Annotated in this window: 12 protein-coding genes and 1 pseudogene; 12 read left to right on the top strand and 1 reads right to left on the bottom strand. The window is 46.5% G+C overall.

Annotation, left to right across the window (positions count from 1 at the left end):
* The first annotated feature begins 9 nt into the window (after positions 1-9).
* The 4 genes from G625_RS20390 to G625_RS0115565 all read left to right on the top strand — a co-directional run bounded on the left by G625_RS20390 (position 10) and on the right by G625_RS0115565 (position 7,320).
* Positions 10-2,430: a zinc-ribbon domain-containing protein gene (locus tag G625_RS20390; protein WP_198014923.1), complete on the top strand. Its 2,421-nt coding sequence runs from the start codon at positions 10-12 to the stop codon at positions 2,428-2,430.
* Between the two features lie 26 nt (positions 2,431-2,456).
* Positions 2,457-4,697 (top strand): zinc-ribbon domain-containing protein, encoded by a 2,241-nt coding sequence (locus G625_RS0115555; protein ID WP_029201831.1) that lies wholly within the window; start codon positions 2,457-2,459, stop codon positions 4,695-4,697.
* A gap of 211 nt (positions 4,698-4,908) precedes the next feature.
* Complete coding sequence (locus G625_RS0115560) at positions 4,909-6,288, top strand: TrpB-like pyridoxal phosphate-dependent enzyme (protein WP_029201832.1); 1,380 nt, start codon at positions 4,909-4,911, stop codon at positions 6,286-6,288.
* Between the two features lie 282 nt (positions 6,289-6,570).
* Positions 6,571-7,320, top strand: coding sequence for a hypothetical protein (locus tag G625_RS0115565; RefSeq protein WP_029201833.1), 750 nt, complete (start codon positions 6,571-6,573; stop codon positions 7,318-7,320).
* Between the two features lie 49 nt (positions 7,321-7,369).
* Here G625_RS0115565 and G625_RS0115570 read toward each other — a convergent pair whose 3' ends face one another.
* Positions 7,370-8,071, bottom strand: coding sequence for a DNA alkylation repair protein (locus G625_RS0115570; RefSeq protein WP_044933098.1), 702 nt, complete (start codon positions 8,069-8,071; stop codon positions 7,370-7,372).
* A gap of 215 nt (positions 8,072-8,286) precedes the next feature.
* On the opposite strand from G625_RS0115570, the gene G625_RS0115575 reads away from it, so the two are divergent.
* The 8 genes and pseudogenes from G625_RS0115575 (at position 8,287) to G625_RS0115610 (ending at position 17,562) form a co-directional block, all read left to right on the top strand.
* On the top strand, positions 8,287-9,036 hold the full coding sequence (locus G625_RS0115575; RefSeq protein WP_029201835.1) for a transposase: 750 nt from the start codon (positions 8,287-8,289) through the stop codon (positions 9,034-9,036).
* A gap of 115 nt (positions 9,037-9,151) precedes the next feature.
* Positions 9,152-10,006 (top strand): annotated as a pseudogene (locus G625_RS20395) (aminotransferase class V-fold PLP-dependent enzyme); the annotation flags it as partial.
* Entirely contained in the window at positions 10,003-10,464 is a 462-nt protein-coding gene (gene nifU, locus G625_RS0115585; RefSeq protein WP_029201836.1) for a Fe-S cluster assembly scaffold protein NifU, read from the top strand. The pseudogene G625_RS20395 and the gene nifU, both read left to right, overlap by 4 nt.
* Positions 10,465-10,626: 162 nt before the next feature.
* Complete coding sequence (locus tag G625_RS0115590; protein ID WP_029201837.1) at positions 10,627-11,022, top strand: RrF2 family transcriptional regulator; 396 nt, start codon at positions 10,627-10,629, stop codon at positions 11,020-11,022.
* Between the two features lie 185 nt (positions 11,023-11,207).
* On the top strand, positions 11,208-12,113 hold the full coding sequence (locus G625_RS0115595; protein WP_029201838.1) for a LysR family transcriptional regulator: 906 nt from the start codon (positions 11,208-11,210) through the stop codon (positions 12,111-12,113).
* A 291-nt stretch (positions 12,114-12,404) separates the two neighbouring features.
* Positions 12,405-13,685, top strand: a complete 1,281-nt coding sequence (locus G625_RS0115600) for an O-acetylhomoserine aminocarboxypropyltransferase/cysteine synthase family protein (protein WP_029201839.1) — start codon at positions 12,405-12,407, stop codon at positions 13,683-13,685.
* 317 nt (positions 13,686-14,002) lie between these two features.
* On the top strand, positions 14,003-15,835 hold the full coding sequence (locus G625_RS0115605) for an NAD(P)-binding protein (protein WP_029201840.1): 1,833 nt from the start codon (positions 14,003-14,005) through the stop codon (positions 15,833-15,835).
* Positions 15,829-17,562: an NADH-dependent [FeFe] hydrogenase, group A6 gene (locus G625_RS0115610; RefSeq protein WP_029201841.1), complete on the top strand. Its 1,734-nt coding sequence runs from the start codon at positions 15,829-15,831 to the stop codon at positions 17,560-17,562. The genes G625_RS0115605 and G625_RS0115610 overlap by 7 nt, the downstream gene beginning before the upstream one ends.

Consider the following 17,562-nt stretch of genomic DNA (forward strand, 5'->3'; position numbering starts at 1 on the left):
GTAAGCGATATGTTTTGCGAAAAATGTGGTGCAAAACTGGATGATACCGAGAAGTTCTGCCATGTATGCGGAACACCGACGGATGTGGATGAAGATGATTCCGTGCCTTCGGAGGAGGTTTCTCAGCCTCAGAGTACTGACGGGACATTTTCCGGACCGGCACCCGGTGCCTCTTCCGGCGGTACAGGAAGTTTCCCGAGTTCAGGACAGCATAACCCAAACCCTGCACCGGGAAATCCTGCACAGACAGGATCTTGGCAAAGCTTTAACTCACAGCAGAGCAAGAACCCCCAACAAGGCTACAATCCCCAGCAGGGTGTTAATCCTCAACAAGGTTTTAATCCTCAGCAGAATTTCAACCCAAAGGGTTCTCCGCAGATGTCTCCTCCTTCCGGGATGAGACCGACTATCAGTGCAAAGCCTGTTGTAAGCATTAAGCTGCTGCCTCTAATCGGTTTAGGTGTTGTGGTGGTGATCGCTGCAATAGTCATGCTTTTTGCCGGCGGCAAAAAGGAGCCTGTGGAAAGTGTACCTTCATCCGGTATTGATTCTGTCAGCGTGCAGAAGGGCAATGGAAACTCCGGAACTTCCGGTTCAACCTCCCAGGATTTAACATCTGCCGGCAATACTTCTTCCGGAGGCAGTGCCTATACGGGAAACCTGCTTTCCGGCGGCGAAAGCATTGATCTGGGTGACGGCCTTATCCTGACCGTAAAAGAAGCTGTCTGGTGGGATCAGGACGATCATTTCCAGCAGGACTACGAAGGCGGAAGCTGGAGGTATGTAAAGGTTAATGTTTCCTTCGAGAATACATCCTCACAGAAACTAGAGCTTCCGTCAGCCCGCAATTTTTACATTGTATATGAAAACGAAAAGCCGGGCTTCCTTGGTGAGTGGAAAGGAGAAGCCAACATAAGAAAAGAATTCGGCGATGTGAACAGGGTAAACATACCAAATACTATTTATCCAAACACATCGGATACAGATTATTATGATAAATTAAGATACAGATCTTTAGGTGCAGGCGAAGTAGAAAAACTATATGTTCTCTACCAGATACCTGCCTCGACCGAGTCAATTCCTGTTCTGTATTTTGACAGCACGGAATCGGCCGCGGCTGATAAAGCGCCTCTAGGAGCCTGGAGGCTTTCTGTGAGTTCCGTAAGTTCGGAGACTGTCATGGAATACCCTGATCCTGCTGCCATAGCTGCAGAATACAGTACCTACAAGAGACCTAAAGACAACGATTGTAACGAGCCTTTTGATATATTGAAAGCCACCTCAGATAATAAGCAGATCTTCCAGTTGGATGCCCTTGCCGGAGGCTGGGTATTCTTTGGCCGCGAACAAGATAATGAGATATATCACAGAATGAATATGCGTATCGATCCTTTGGGAGGAAATAAGGTAAGAGTAACTCTTGACTGGTATGAGACCTATGATTACTTCGGAAGCGAAACCGGAGAATACGAGGATGAGAGCAGCATTCCTGATTCTGTTCTTGAAGGAACCTTTGAAAACGGAAAACTTGTTGCAGAAGGCGATGGCATTCTTAACATGGAAATATTCCGTGATTCCCATGACGGACAGGATGGGTATGGTTACTATACCACCAAGGACGGACGTAAAATGATGGTAGGACTGACCCGCCCTGACAATTATCGCAGAAGAGTCATTGACAGTGAGGCAGAAATAGATCCGGATCCTGTATATTCTCACCTTGCTGACGGTGACACTACAAAGGGAGGACCGGGTTCAGGAAGCGGAAAGAGTTCAAAGGGAAACGGAGCTTCATCAGAAACTTCAAAGAGTAGCTCTGATACAACTCTTTCTTCTGAAAACAGCAGTTCTTCAGGTAAGAGTTCTTCAGACAGCAGCAGTTCCGGTTCTTCCGGAAGCTCCAACAGTAACAGTTCTGTCGGAAACAGCATCACTTCCGATGGGTCCGATAAGAGCAAATCCGATACAGGCCGCTACAGCAATCTGAGCTCCACTGACCGTCCGAAGATGTCCGAGTTCAAGTGGTGGTACGATGACGGTGTACTTCAGAACGGAATACCTGATGGCGTAAGATGGCTTAATGCCTCTGAGTATCAGGGCAGCTGGAAGGGCTTCATAGTGTACGATGTGGAGAAGAAATATAACTCCTACATGGAAGAACTGGTGAATTTCGATGTGGAGGTAACTACAAAAGGAGTAACTCTCACCGTGGACTGGTATATGAGCCGTATAGATGGTGAGACAGTGGACGAAGAAAATATGGCAGACAGTACCTTCACCGGCTATGAATACGGAGAGGGTATATATGTTACCGATGCCGGAAACATTACCATCGATAACTTTTATGAACTTGACGGAAAACAGTACGCCATTGGTCATCTGACAGCGCAGGACGGAACCGAAGCTGAGATAGCTATGATGAGACCATAAATACGAAATAATGAAAGGAGCAGAATATGAGCAAATTTTGTCCAAAGTGCGGTGCAGAGCTTCCTGATGATTCCATGTTTTGTGACACCTGCGGGGCAAATCTCGGTGATATCGCAAACGGCTCTGCTGATTCGACACCTCCTGCGCAAAACTTGGCAAACACACAAGCCACAGATGCTTCCGGTCCTTCAGGACAGCCCCAGGGGTCATTCCCTTCATACGGAAAGACAGGCAGTTACAATGCTTCCGTTAACGGATCTCCACAATCCGGAAATACATTTGGAAACAGTGCACCTCAACAGAATGTAAACTTTAACAACCCAAACAAGGGCAGTTACGGTGGTCCCCAGCCGAATGGCTTCAACGGTCCTGCACCCGGAGGCCCCTACAATCCAAACAACGGATCTTTCAATGGACCCCAAAACCCCGGCGGCGGAAAGAATTCCAGAGGCATTCCCAAAGTTGCATTTATCGGTGCGGGAGTCCTGGGGCTTGTAGTGATAGGAGTGGTGGCAGCTCTGTTACTGAAAAATAAGGGCACAGACGTCGTACCTGAAAGCAACGGAAGTATCCAGTCCGTAAGTCTTTCCGGGTCTGATACTGAACCCACAAATGATGCTTCTCCGGTTATAAACGGCTACGAGGAGACAACTGCAGCTGCAGCCGGGTCTTCCTCTGGACTCTCGGATTCTGATCAGGAAGCCCTGGACACTGCCATGAAAGTTCTTTCGGGCAATGTCTCGGGAGATGATAAAGACATCGTAAAGATACCGTCGGGAGCAAAGGTAAAGGATGATGCCAAAGTCTATGATCTCATTGGTGAATATGAAGGTGAAATCCAACTAACAGCCCTTGACGGATTCGAGGATATCGATGGAGTTCCTTCTGATTTCGGAGAGAATCGTAAAGAAGCCCTCAGTAATCCTCTGTCCTGTACTCTTACCATAGATGATGATGGCGACTGGGAACTTGAGTATGATTTCATGGGCGGAATGGGAATGGATAGCAGCGATTTCCACAACTCTGAAGATTTCACTGCTCAACAGAGAGAAGACATTCTTGTAAACAAGATCAATGGCGGTTACTACCATGCAAGTTTAGATGCAGAAGGAGACATCGAAGGCGATAAGGATGCGAAAATCAAGCTGGATCACATCGGTGCTTACTGCACAAAGGGATCCGACAGGCTCATCGCCGGCTACTACTATATGCATGGCACTATGTATGGTGCCGAAATTACCGTCTGTGGTGATTTCAATGTAAAGAAGATGACTGAAGATGTGGAGCCGGAACTTGAAAATACCGGCAAAGGAAAATCAAGCCGCGATGACGTTCCGGTATTCGACGAAAACGATTCGGAATCCATGAAGTACTACGACTTCGATGATGACAATGACAGCGATAAATCCAAAACCGACTCTGATGATGATTTTGAAGAAGAGGTTGTGGTTTCCACCAAGAAAAAATCAAGTGCTGCTTCAGAAACAGAAGAGGAAACAACCAAAACCATACCTACAATAAGCGGCGGACAGTGGTCCAAACTGAAGAGCGGACTCTGGATCTATGAGAAGAACGGTCGACTTGTTAAGGATGTCTGGGTAGAAGATAAGGGTAAGTATTACTATATTGACGAGGAAGGTTACATGATGACCGACGGCTATACCCCGGATGGTTACTATGTAAAGAGCGACGGAAGCTGGGATTCCTCCATTAGCCAGAAAAAATCCGGAAGCAGCGAAAATCTTCCTGATGGTGTGGACGACTATGACCCTACAACCTATGCCGTGACCGGCGGAGAATTTGAAGACCTTGGAGATGATATTTTCATGTACAAGGATTCCAAGGGAAAGTATGTAAGAAATACCTGGGTAATGTCCAAAGGCAAATGCTATTTCATAGGTCCTGACGGTGCGCGTATTAACAACAACTACGCATCCGACGGTTTCTGGGCCGGTGATAATGGAAAATGGGATGAGGATGTTGCTCAGAGAAACTCTGATCCCGAACCTCTGAATAAATCTTATGTAGGTTCTTTTTCCACGTGGAAGATAAAGCTCTTGAAAAACGGAACCTATGGCACGGCAACCCAAATCTATGATGATGGCGGCGACAATGAGGTATATACATTGACTCCTCTTGGACACGGGGTTTATCTCGCCGAACTTGAAGATGATTCTTTGATATGTGCTCTTATGTCGGTTTCCGATGACCAGAAAAAGCTAATCGTTTCCCAGGTCGGAACGACAGAAGAGTGTAAAGTAAAGTGATTCTGAGCAATGATAATACCTTGGAAACTAGGGACGCACTTCCATACCGGCATATCAGGCGGAGCTGAATATGCACCAGTCTCAGCCTGGCAGTCTTTCTGTACAGTTATGGTTGTTATGACATCATTCTCCGGTTTTTTTACGGGAATAAGGCATTTCTCCCGAAAAAGTGTATAATTATAAAAACAGAAAATATGGGAGGAAACAGTACATGAGTTACGATGATAAAATTCCTTATAAGATTTATCTTAGCGAGGATGAGATTCCAAAGCAGTGGTACAACGTAAGAGCTGACATGAAGAACAAGCCGGCTCCGCTTCTTAATCCGGCAACACTTAAGCCTATGGGTTACGAGGATCTGCGTTCGGTATTCTGCGATGAACTCATAAAACAGGAGCTTGATGATACAACAGCTTACATTGACATTCCGGGTGAAATACTTGATTTCTACAAGATGTACAGACCGTCTCCTCTTGTAAGAGCTTATTGTCTGGAGAAGGCTCTCGACACCCCTGCAAAGATCTACTATAAATTCGAGGGTAATAATACAAGCGGAAGCCACAAGCTGAATTCTGCCATCGTCCAGGCTTATTATGCAAAGAAACAGGGTCTTAAGGGCGTGACCACAGAGACCGGTGCAGGACAGTGGGGAACGGCATTATCCATGGCTTCAGCATATTTCGGCATTGACTGTAAGGTTTACATGGTAAAGGTATCCTATGAGCAGAAGCCCTTCAGACGTGAGGTGATGCGTACCTACGGTGCAAGTGTTACCCCGTCACCGTCCATGGAGACAGAGATCGGAAGAAAGATCAATGCTGAGCATCCGGGAACAACCGGAAGTCTGGGCTGTGCTATCTCGGAAGCTGTTGAGGTTGCAACAAAGACAGAGGGCTACAGATATGTTCTGGGAAGTGTTTTGAATCAGGTTCTTCTTCACCAGACTGTTATAGGTCTCGAGGCAAAGGCTGCCCTTGAAAAATACGGAGTAAAGCCTGACGTGATCATTGGCTGCGCAGGCGGCGGATCCAACCTTGGAGGTCTTATTTCCCCGTTCATGGGTGAGAAGATAAGAGGCGAGCAGGATTACAGAATAGTTGCGGTGGAGCCCGCGAGCTGCCCAAGTTTCACCAGAGGAAAGTTCGCATATGACTTCTGCGATACCGGAATGGTATGCCCGCTTGCTAAGATGTATACATTGGGCAGTAACTTCATTCCTTCCGCAAGCCATGCCGGAGGACTCCGTTATCATGGAATGAGTCCGATCCTGTCACAGCTCTATCATGATGGTCTCATGGAAGCCGTTTCCGTTGAGCAGACCTCTGTATTTGCGGCCGCACAGCAGTTTGCAAGAGTTGAGGGAATTCTCCCTGCTCCAGAGAGCAGTCATGCAATCAGAGTTGCTATTGATGAAGCTCTTAAGTGCAAGGAGACTGGTGAGGAGAAGACAATTCTCTTTGGTCTCACCGGTACAGGATACTTCGATATGGTAGCTTACCAGAAGTTTAATGACGGTGAAATGAGCGATTATATCCCTACTGATGATGAGCTTCAGAAGAGTTTTGAGAGATTACGTAAGGTTGATCTTTGATGAAATGATTTGAGTCCCGGCGATATGCCCGGGGCTTTTTTCATCGCTTATAAGACCACCGGGGACGGTTCTCGCCGGCGAGAACCGTCCCCAGTGGTCTTATAAGCAATACTTATCACCGTCCCAGATGGTTTAAAATGACTTATCCTTAACTTCATATATGACGAAATAATATTTAGATAGTTTTTTCCTGTCGATAAAATCAGGCAGGAACGATAATATTTTCACCTTGCGATGTTGGCAAAGACATGTTTGTTTACAATAGGGGAGAGGAGCAGAAGGATGAAAAATAAAGGATGGTTTTACTTATGTGTGGCGGCGTTGACATTGGCACTTTCGGGATGCGGTGGTAATAACAAAGAAAATGTTGACTACTATGATCCGGAGACGCTGGGATTCACTGTGACCGGGGAAGCATCTCTTGATGATTTTACGTGGCTTTTTACTCCGAAAAATTATGACAAGAGCAATGATGTGCGCTTTTCCGATCCTTATGCCATAAACGGAGTCTGGGAATTCGCAAACTGGCATAAACCGAATAAAAAGTCAGGCTATGTTAAGGATGTTTACTGGATGAATATAGAGGTTGAAGGAAAGGGCAAATCCGGAATTCAGTCAAATGAGAATACAGATCCAAGTGTAGCTGCAGATGTGTATGGATATCAGGCTTTTAAGAACAGTGATGAGGCGAAGGCAGCCGGTCTTTCCGGCAGTGATACGGCTTCAAAGCTGTTGGATGCCATGAGCAATCTTTATGGGGATGTACCATGTAAAGTGACTATCATACTTGCCGGAAGAGAGGATGAAAACGGCAGTTGGAGTGAGATCAAAACCGAGAAGCCAATAGAGTTTGAAGGTAAGTATTATCCTGACCATCAGCTTTTGAAGGTTGAGGATTCCAAGGGCAGTCAGATAATGATAAATGATTTCTTTGATAACGGGACTGAACAGCATGCTACAGCCACCTATGAAGTTTCTAAAAAAGACTTTTCTCTGAATGGTGTAGGCGGATTGTATAGAGCGGATAAGTAAATTTATCCACCGGGGACGGTTCTCGCCGGCGAGAACCGTCCCCGGTGGATTACTTTTTGATTTTCAAACTCTTCAGATACTCCTTCTGTTCAGGAGTGATACGATAGCTTTCAATTGATTTCTGTATGGCTTTGTTGTGTGTCCAGGTATCAAGTCGGTGGCTCTCGATAAAGGGCAGAACTGTTTCATACTGCTTTGCAAGAGCTGTGGCAAAATACCAGGCTATCATCATGTTGACGTAATACTCTTCGGATCGCACAACTGCCACCAGTTCAGGATAAGACTGGTCGAAGTCTTCATCAAGAAAATGCTGCATCAGCATGCCTATACCGAATCGGATGGTATAGGTTGAGTCTGCACCTATCCACTGCTTTATCTTTTTGAGCAGCTCCGGACGATGTTTTTTAAACACCTTGGGCGACATCTGGTCGCAGGTAGCCCAGTTATCCACAAATGGAAGAAAACGCTCCACCTCCGAAATGCAACGGTCATAATCCTTTATCTCGGAAATGATAAAAGCATGAAGCTGATTCTCATCAAAATATTTATGTGGCAGCACATCAAGAAACTCCTGAAGTTCCTCTCGCTTTAAAAGCTCCTTTGCAAGCTTTCTGAGCTCCGGTGTTCTCACGCCTATAATTGAATCCGCCTCTATGTTAGGTATGATCTTTACCTGCAGCTCCCGATAGGACAGGTCCTGTCTTGAAAACAGTTCTGACTGTATATCTTTAATTATTTGATCATGTTTCATCTTCACACCTCTCAAAACCGGGTTATCCACCGGGGACGGTTCTCGCCGGCGAGAACCGTCCCCGGTGGTATTATTTTCATTTTTCGCTATACAACTTACATTAATGATGTTATAGTAGCACACATGATTCAAAAATCTACCCGCTCTGGGAAATCAAATATTATCATATTTGGTTGATTTTCATATTCTATAATTCAAAATGGAGGTATTTAATTTTGCCACGTCAAAGCCGACGCAAGAGTGAATTTGGCTATATGCATGTTATTGTGCGTGGAGTTGCCAGACAAACTATTTTTGAAGACGTAAGCGATTATAAGTATTATCTTATCAAACTAAAAAAATACTGTATGGAAACAGATGTAAAGGTTTGCGCTTATTGTCTGATGAACAACCATGTACATTTATTACTACATGGCGATTCAACATCTATCAGCCAGTTAATGAAAAAACTAGGTATCAGTTATTCTTATTATTTCAACAAAAAGTACAACAGAGTAGGACATCTCTTTCAGGACAGATTTAAGAGTGAGCCGGTGGAGGATAATGTCTACCTGCTTACCGTCTTTCGATACATTCTTCAAAATCCACAAAAGGCCGGAATATGTGATACAACAAAATATCGATGGAGCAGTTTTATGTTTTATGATTCGAAATCGGATTATATGGATTTAACTCTGATAAAAGCACTTTTGGGAAGCAGATCAGTTTATGAAAACTTCGTAAAAGCCGGTAATGATGATCAGTGCCTGGATTTTGATACATCTAAGCATGATGATAAATGGGCGATTGAAGAAATAGGCCGTCGTTTAGGTATATCATCAGGTTTTGTATTGCTAAGTTATGACAAAGAAAAAAGAAATATGGCTATAAGAGAGCTTATGAAATGCGGTCTTTCGAAGCGACAGATTGAACGATTATGTGGAATCAGCCGAGGAGTTATAAATAAAGTTGAGCTTTCTGCCTAAGCAAAAAGTTATCCACCGGGGACGGTTCTCGCCGGCGAGAACCGTCCCCGGTGGATGCAAAACCTATTGACTAAGTAGGAATTTGTAACTATAATACCTACCATACAACTAGGTGAAAGGAATCGAGATCACCTATCTTCCCGTTGATGATAAGGGTCTCGTTAATGTCGAAGACCTCAAGAAGGCCATCAGACCCACAACCATCCTCATTTCTGTGATGTTCGCAAACAATGAGATCGGTACAGTTGAGCCCATAAAGGAAATCGGAAGGATAGCCCATGAGCACGGCATCTATTTCCACACAGATGCGGTTCAGGCCTTCGGACATCTTCCCATAGATGTTAATGAGATGAACATTGACCTTCTGTCCGCAAGCGGCCATAAAATAAACGGACCTAAGGGCATCGGTCTTCTTTATATAAGAAAAGGCATAAAGATCACAAACCTTATCCATGGCGGCGCACAGGAGTCAGGTAAGCGTGCGGGTACCACCAATGCTGCCGGCATTATCGGATTTGCAAAAGCAACAGAGCTTGCCGTAAGAGATATGGAAGAGACCCGCGCTTATGAGAGCAGATTAAGGGATAAGCTGATCGCAGGAGTGACAGCAGAGATCCCATTCACCCGCGTAAACGGAGATCTCACCAACAGACTGTCCAACAACGTAAATTTCTGCTTCAGATTCATCGAGGGCGAATCTCTCCTCATCATGCTTGACCAGAAGGGCATCTGTGCATCCTCCGGATCTGCATGTACCTCCGGAAGCCTGGATCCGTCCCACGTGCTTCTGGCCATCGGACTTCCGCATGAGATAGCACACGGTTCCCTGAGACTGACTTTATCAAAGGATACCACCGAGGAAGATATCGACTATGTTGTGGAAAGCTTAAAGGAGATAGTGGGAAGACTCAGAATGATGTCACCACTGTACGAGGATTTTGTAAAGAAGAATAAGGAGGCCAGCGCATGAGCCAGGTAACAGAATACAGCAAAAAGGTAATGGATCATTTCTCAAATCCGAGAAATGTGGGAGAGATAGAGGATGCAGCAGGTGTGGGCACAGTGGGTAATGCCAAGTGCGGAGACATCATGAGAATGTACCTCGATATCGACGAGAATCAAGTTGTAAGAGAGGCCAAGTTCAAGACCTTCGGCTGCGGTGCTGCCATCGCCACCAGCTCCATGGCAACAGAGCTTGTTAAGGGAAAGACTGTTCAGGAAGCTCTGGAGGTCACCAACAAGGCAGTTATGGAGGCCCTGGACGGACTTCCACCTGTAAAAGTTCACTGTTCTCTCCTTGCCGAGCAGGCAATTCACGCTGCATTATGGGATTATGCCGAAAAAAATGGTATAAAGATAGAGGGACTTAAACCGCCTGTCAATGACATCGACGAGACGGAAGAGTTCTATGAGATGCAGGGAGAATAAAGTGCCGGTACGGACTGACGCTTTATTGACCCTGTGCAGGGTAATGCTTACGTCGGCGGCGGAGGCATTGGCAGGAAATAAAGTGTGAGTATTTGTGACATCAGTTCATAGTGGAGTATACCTTCAAAGGGCTGATGATCGCATGAAGGACGGAGGACTTTTATGATCTCAACAAGAGGACGTTATGCGTTAAGGGTTATGGTGGACATCGCATTGACCCAGGGGGAGGGCTATGTGCCCATGAAGGATGTGGCTGAGAGGCAGGGGCTGTCTCTTAAATATCTGGAGCAGATTTTACCGCCCTTGACGAAAAACGGACTCATTACGGGACTGCAGGGAAAAGGCGGCGGCTACCGGCTGACCAGAAAGCCTGAGGAATACAGGATTATCGAGATACTTGAGCTTACCGAAAAAGAGCTTGAGCCTGTGAGCTGTCTTGCAAAGGGTGCAGCTGAATGCGACAGAAGATCAACCTGCAAGACCATCGGATTCTGGGAAGGTCTGAATCAGGTCATAAGGGATTATCTCGGATCAAAAACGTTAAAGGACTTAATGTGATAATATTTTCATTTCTATTTGTGCTGCATCTTAGCGGATGAATGGAGATTAATGTGAAATAATGTAACATCGGGGACGGTTCTCAACCGCGAGAGCTGTCCCCGATGGTTTGTATATGGAACCGTTTAGATTGACATCTGTATATCAGATATGGAAGACAAATGGTTTTTAGGGAGGATATACAATTGAACATTACCCAGATCAGATATGTGCTTGAAACTGCGGCATCTTCATCTATGAGAGAGGCTGCCACAAAACTTTTTGTATCACAGCCGGCGCTTTCCACAAGTATCAGTGATCTTGAGACAGAGCTTGGGATACTGATATTTGAGAGGACCAACAAGGGTATATTCCTTACGGATGAGGGCCGGGAGTTTGTTGCCTATGCGAAGAAGGCATTGGCACAGTACGAAATACTGGAGGACAGATTTTTGTCCAGGGACAGCGACAAGGAGCGGTTTTCCGTATCAAGCCAGCACTACAATTTCGCCATAAAAGCATTTACGGATGTGATAAAGGCCTTTGACCCGGACAAATATGTTTTTGCCATTCATGAGACGAAAACCAGGGATGTACTTGAAGATGTAAGGACAATGAAAAGCGAAGTGGGAATCATTTCCTTTTCCGGCTCTAATGAGAGTATCATCAGGAAGCTGTTTAAGGAGTACAATCTTGAGTTTACTCCGCTCATGCAGAGGGAAACCTATGCTTACGTCTGGGAAAACCACAAGTTTGCAGGAAGAAAGGAAATCTCTCTGGAGGAGCTTTCCGACTACCCCTGCGTTTCCTTTGACCAGAGTGATGACAGTAACTTCTATCTGACGGAAGAAGCCATGGCGGATTATGACTTTAAGAAGATGATAAAATCCGACGACAGAGCCACCACCATGGAGATCATCGAGAGACTTCAGGGCTACTCTGTGGGATGCGGAATGCTCTCAAGCGATGATGCGGTTCTTCGCGGTATGGTTTCCATTAAGCTTAAGGAAGAGGACCCGCTGGTCATCGGCTACATCGTGAGGAAAGGGAGCGTTATGTCGGTGTATGGTAATGCTTATATCGAGGAGCTGATGAAGTATAAGGAGCTTTGAGAAATCCCACCAGGAAAACCACCGGGGACGGTTCTCGCCGGCGAGAACCGTCCCCGGTGGTTTTTAGTTATAGACCGAAGCTATTACCAACGATAGAATCTTGGTATTTTTCAAAAACCAAGCGCCGTAGTAGGATTATGACATCAGGAAAATCCAAGGCGAAAGCGAGGTATCGGTAATGAAGGGGAGAAGAAATTCAGTTCAAAACCAAAAGCTGTATATGCGAATGTGTTTACTTTGATAATGTATGACCGAAGACAAAGAATAAACATTAGAAAAAGGAGATCTACCATGAGCGAATACAGATTTGAAACATTACAGTTACACGTTGGACAGGAGCAGCCGGATCCGGCAACAGATGCAAGGGCGGTTCCTATTTACCAGACCACTTCTTATGTGTTCCGGAACAGCAAGCACGCAGCCGACAGATTCGGACTTGCGGATGCCGGCAATATCTACGGAAGACTCACAAACTCCACCCAGGATGTTCTTGAGAAGAGACTTGCAGCACTTGAGGGAGGCAGTGCTGCGCTGGTAGTAGCATCGGGAGCAGCAGCCATAACCTACACTATCGAAGCATTGGCAGCGAACGGAGGACACATAGTAGCACAGAAGACCATCTACGGCGGAAGCTACAACCTTCTGGCTCACACACTTCCACAGTACGGTGTTGAGGCAACCTTCGTGGACGCCCACAATCTTTCAGAGGTGGAGGGTGCCATAAAGGACAACACAAGAGCCATCTACCTTGAGACTCTCGGTAATCCAAACAGCGACATTCCGGATATCGATGCCATCGCGGAGATCGCACATAAGCACGGGATTCCGGTTGTTGTGGATAATACTTTCGGCACACCATATCTCATCCGTCCTTTCGAGCATGGCGCCGATATCGTGGTGCACTCCGCAACAAAGTTTATCGGAGGCCACGGAACAACTCTTGGCGGTGTTATCATTGAGTCAGGAAAGTTCGACTACAAGGTAAGCGGAAAGTTCCCGAACATCACGGCTCACAACCCGAGCTATCATGGAGTATCCTTCTATGATGCGGTAGGACCTGCAGCCTTCGTAACTTACATTCGTGCCATCCTTCTGAGAGATACCGGAGCAACCATTTCGCCTTTCAATGCTTTCCTCCTGCTTCAGGGAGTGGAGACATTATCCCTCCGTCTCGACAGACATGCGGAGAATACAAAGAAGGTGGTGGAGTTCCTGTCCAAGCATCCGAAGGTTGAAAAGGTGAATCATCCGTCTCTTCCGGATCATCCGGATCATGAGCTCTACAAGAGATATTTCCCGAACGGCGGCGGATCAATCTTCACTTTCAATATCAACGGCGGTCAGAAAGAAGCCTGGAAGTTCATCGATAACCTTCAGATTTTCTCACTTCTTGCCAATGTTGCCGACGTGAAGAGTCTGGTTATCCATCCGGCTTCCACAACCCATTCACAGCTTTCAGAGGAAGAGCTGCTGGATCAGGGCATCAAACCAAACACCATCAGACTTTCCATCGGAACAGAGCATATTGATGACATCATCGCAGATCTGGAAAAGGGATTTGCAGCGATCTAAAAAAATCCACCGGGTTATCCACCGGGGACGGTTCTCGCCGGCGAGAACCGTCCCCGGTGGTTCTTTTATATAATTTATCTATTTTGCACATTTAAAATCCATATATGTTTTTTTACTTGGTAAAGTTTACAAAAAGGCTTTTATTTGCTTTAATTATATCTAGAATACTAAAAATAACAGTAAGTTATGACTAACTGTAATGAGTCGGGGAGGTGTGTGCCGGGTCGGACTTTTGTGAGTAGTCCCGCATGCAGTACCAGCCTTTTGTAAAGTGGATCATTTACAGGCTGACATTCCCAAGTAAGGAGGTAAACACCATGAGTAGATTGAGCATTGTAACTCAAAACAATGCGCAGAAGACGGTGGAGGATCTGTACAAGGATCTGGAAAGAAGAATCACGGCAAGCCAGCCCGGACTTTGTCCGGTTGATCTTGCCGCTTCATTTTTGCACCTTTGTCACGCTCAGTCCTGCGGAAAATGCGTACCCTGCAGAGTAGGACTGGGACAGCTGGAGGTGCTGATCGATTCTGTGCTTGACGGAACTGCCACCATGGAGACATTGAAAGTTATCGAGGAAACCGCCCAGAGCATTTACTATTCTGCGGACTGTGCCATAGGTTCAGAGGCTGCACGAATGGTACTGAAGGGCATCAGAGGTTTCCGCGGTGATTATGAAGAGCATGTACTGCACGGAAGATGTTCGGGACATCAGGATCAGCCTGTACCCTGCGTTGCCCAGTGCCCTGCACATGTGGATATTCCGGGATACATTTCCCTTATACACGAAGGCCGTTATAATGACGCGGTTGCCCTAATCAGAAAGGACAATCCGCTTCCCGCAGTCTGCGGCATGATCTGCGAGCATCCTTGTGAGGTTCGCTGCAGAAGAACCATGGTTGACGATCCTATCAACATCCGCGGACTCAAGAAATATGCGGTTGAGCATGAGGACGAGTTCAGGATCGGTGAGAAGCAGCCGGCAACAGGCAAGAAGGTTGCAGTTATCGGCGGAGGCCCGGCAGGACTCAGTGCGGCTTACTACCTTTCACTTATGGGACATGAGGTAGAGGTTTATGAGCAGAGAAAGAAGGCAGGAGGAATGCTTAGATACGGCATCCCTGCATACCGTCTTCCGAGAGAAGCCCTGGATGCCGAAATCGAGTGCATCATGAAGAGCGGCTTCAAGCTGAAGACTGATGTAAGCATTGGCAAGGACATCTCCATCGCAGATCTCCGTGAGAAGTACGATGCAATGTTTGTTGCCATCGGTGCTCACACAGACAAGAAGATCGGAATCGAAGGCGAGGATGCAAAGGGCGTTATCTCTGCGGTTGAGATGCTGAGAGCCATCGGTGATGATGATTATCCTGATTTCACAGGAATGGATATAGTTGTTGTAGGCGGCGGTAATGTTGCCATGGACGTTGCCCGTTCAGCTATAAGATGCAATGCAAAATCTGTAAAGATCCTTTACAGAAGAAGAAAGATTGATATGACTGCCCTTCCCGAAGAGGTGGAGGGTGCCATTGCAGACGGCTGCGACATCGTAGAGCTTCATGCTCCTTTACGTATCGAGAAGAAAGAGGACGGAAGTGTTGCAGCTATCTGGGTACAGCCTCAGATCGTAGGTCCTATCAGCGGCGGAAGACCGAAGCCGGTGGCAGCTGATACAGAAGAGCTCAGAATCCCGTGTGACAGAGTCCTTGTGGCTATCGGTCAGGGTATCGATTCACGTAAGTTCGGTGAGTACGGAATCCCTGTAGAGCGTGGACAGATTCAGGCATTTGACACCAGCGATATCCGTGACAAGGACGGAATCTTTGCGGGTGGTGACTGCGTTACAGGTCCTGCAACCGTAATCCGTGCCATCGCAGCAGGAAAGGTTGCGGCCGCAAACATTGACGAATATCTCGGATATTTCCATGAGATAAAGTCAGATATAGAGCTTCCTCCTGTCCGCTTTGATGATCATAAGCCATGCGGAAGAGTAAATATGAAGGAGCGTTCTCCGGAAGAAAGAAAGCACGATTTCAAGATCATGGAGTGCGGTATGTCCGACGAAGAGGCATGCCAGGAGTCCGGAAGATGTCTGCATTGCGATCACTTTGGTTATGGAATCTTTAAAGGAGGCAGAGAAGCAAAATGGTAAACGTTACGATAGACGGAATCTCCCTGCAGGTTCCCGAGAAAACAACTATATTGGATGCTGCTTCCAAGGCGGGAGTACACATCCCAACCCTTTGCTATATGAAGGAACTCAACGAGATCGGTGCCTGCCGTGTCTGTGTGGTTGAGGTTGAGGGATATGAAAGGCTCTTTACAGCCTGCAACAATACTGTGGCCGAGGGAATGGTTATCTATACCAACTCAAAGAAGGCCAGAGCTGCAAGAAAGACCAATGTTAAGCTGATCCTTTCCCAGCACAACACCAACTGTGCGGTCTGCGTACGAAGCGGCAACTGTACTCTTCAGAAGGTGGCTAATGATCTCAATATCCACAGCCTTCCTTATAAGAAACAGATTCCTGAAAACAAGGGTAATGTCAGATTCCCTCTTATCAGAGATTACGATAAGTGTATCCAGTGCATGCGCTGTATCCAGGTGTGTGACAAGATTCAGAACAGCAATATCTGGGATGTGGTTAATACCGGCTCCCGAGTAACGGTGGATGTTACCGGAGTTTACGCTCTTGAAGATTCCCAGTGTGCACTTTGCGGACAATGTATAACTCACTGTCCGGTTGGCGCTCTCCGTGAGCGTGATGATGTGGATCGTGTTCTGGATGCTCTTGAGGATCCTTCCAAGATCACTGTATTCCAGATCGCACCTTCAATAAGAACTGCCTGGGGCGAGCCTTTTGGACTTGATCCTGAGTTTGCAACTGTAAAGCGTCTTGCGGCGGCTTTAAGAAGAGCAGGTGCGGATTATGTATTTGATACAAACTTTTCAGCAGACCTTACCATCATGGAGGAGGGCTCAGAGTTCCTTGAGAAGCTGAAGAATCCCGAGAACCACAAGTTCCCGATGTTCACCTCCTGCTGTCCGGGCTGGGTAAGATATGTCAAGGCTCATTATCCTGAGTTTGTTGACAATCTTTCAACCGCAAAGTCACCTCAGCAGATGTTTGGTGCTGTTACAAAGAGCTACTATGCAGAGCTTCTCAAGGTGGATCCCAAGGATATCTTCTGCGTTTCCATCATGCCTTGTGTTGCAAAGAAGGCAGAGTGCGCTTATCCAAATATGGTGGATGATCAAGGAAATCCTGAGGTTGACTGTTCACTTACAACCCGTGAGGTTAACCGTCTCATAAGATCCGATCAGATCATCGTTAAGGAGCTTCCCGAGGAAGAGCTTGATATGCCGCTTGGCATCGGCTCCGGTGCCGGCAATATCTTCGGCGCAACCGGCGGTGTTATGGAGGCAGCATTAAGAAGTGCCTACTTCCTTGTAACAGGAAAGAATCCTGATCCGGATGCCTTTAAGGCAGTACGTGGTATGGACGGCTGGAAGGAAGCTGAGTTCGATCTTGCAGGAAAGACTCTTCGTGTTGCGGTTACCAATGGTCTCGGCAATGCAAACAAGCTTCTTACCTACCTTAAGCAGGGTCGTGTACACTATGACTTCGTTGAGGTTATGGCATGTCCCGGAGGCTGCGTAGGCGGCGGTGGACAGCCTATCCATGACGGAGTAGAGATGGCTCCCGAAAGAGCTCCGGTTCTTTATTCACAGGATGCCAACATGGAGCTCAGATTCTCCCATGAGAATCCTTCCATTACAAAGATTTATGAGGACTACCTCGGTAAGCCGCTTTCCGAAAAGTCTCATCATCTCCTTCATACCAACCATCACGCATGGAAGATGCCGAATGAGAAATAA

The organism is Oribacterium sp. NK2B42 (assembly GCF_000424445.1).
In the GTDB taxonomy this organism is placed as follows: Bacteria; Bacillota; Clostridia; order Lachnospirales; family Lachnospiraceae; genus Oribacterium.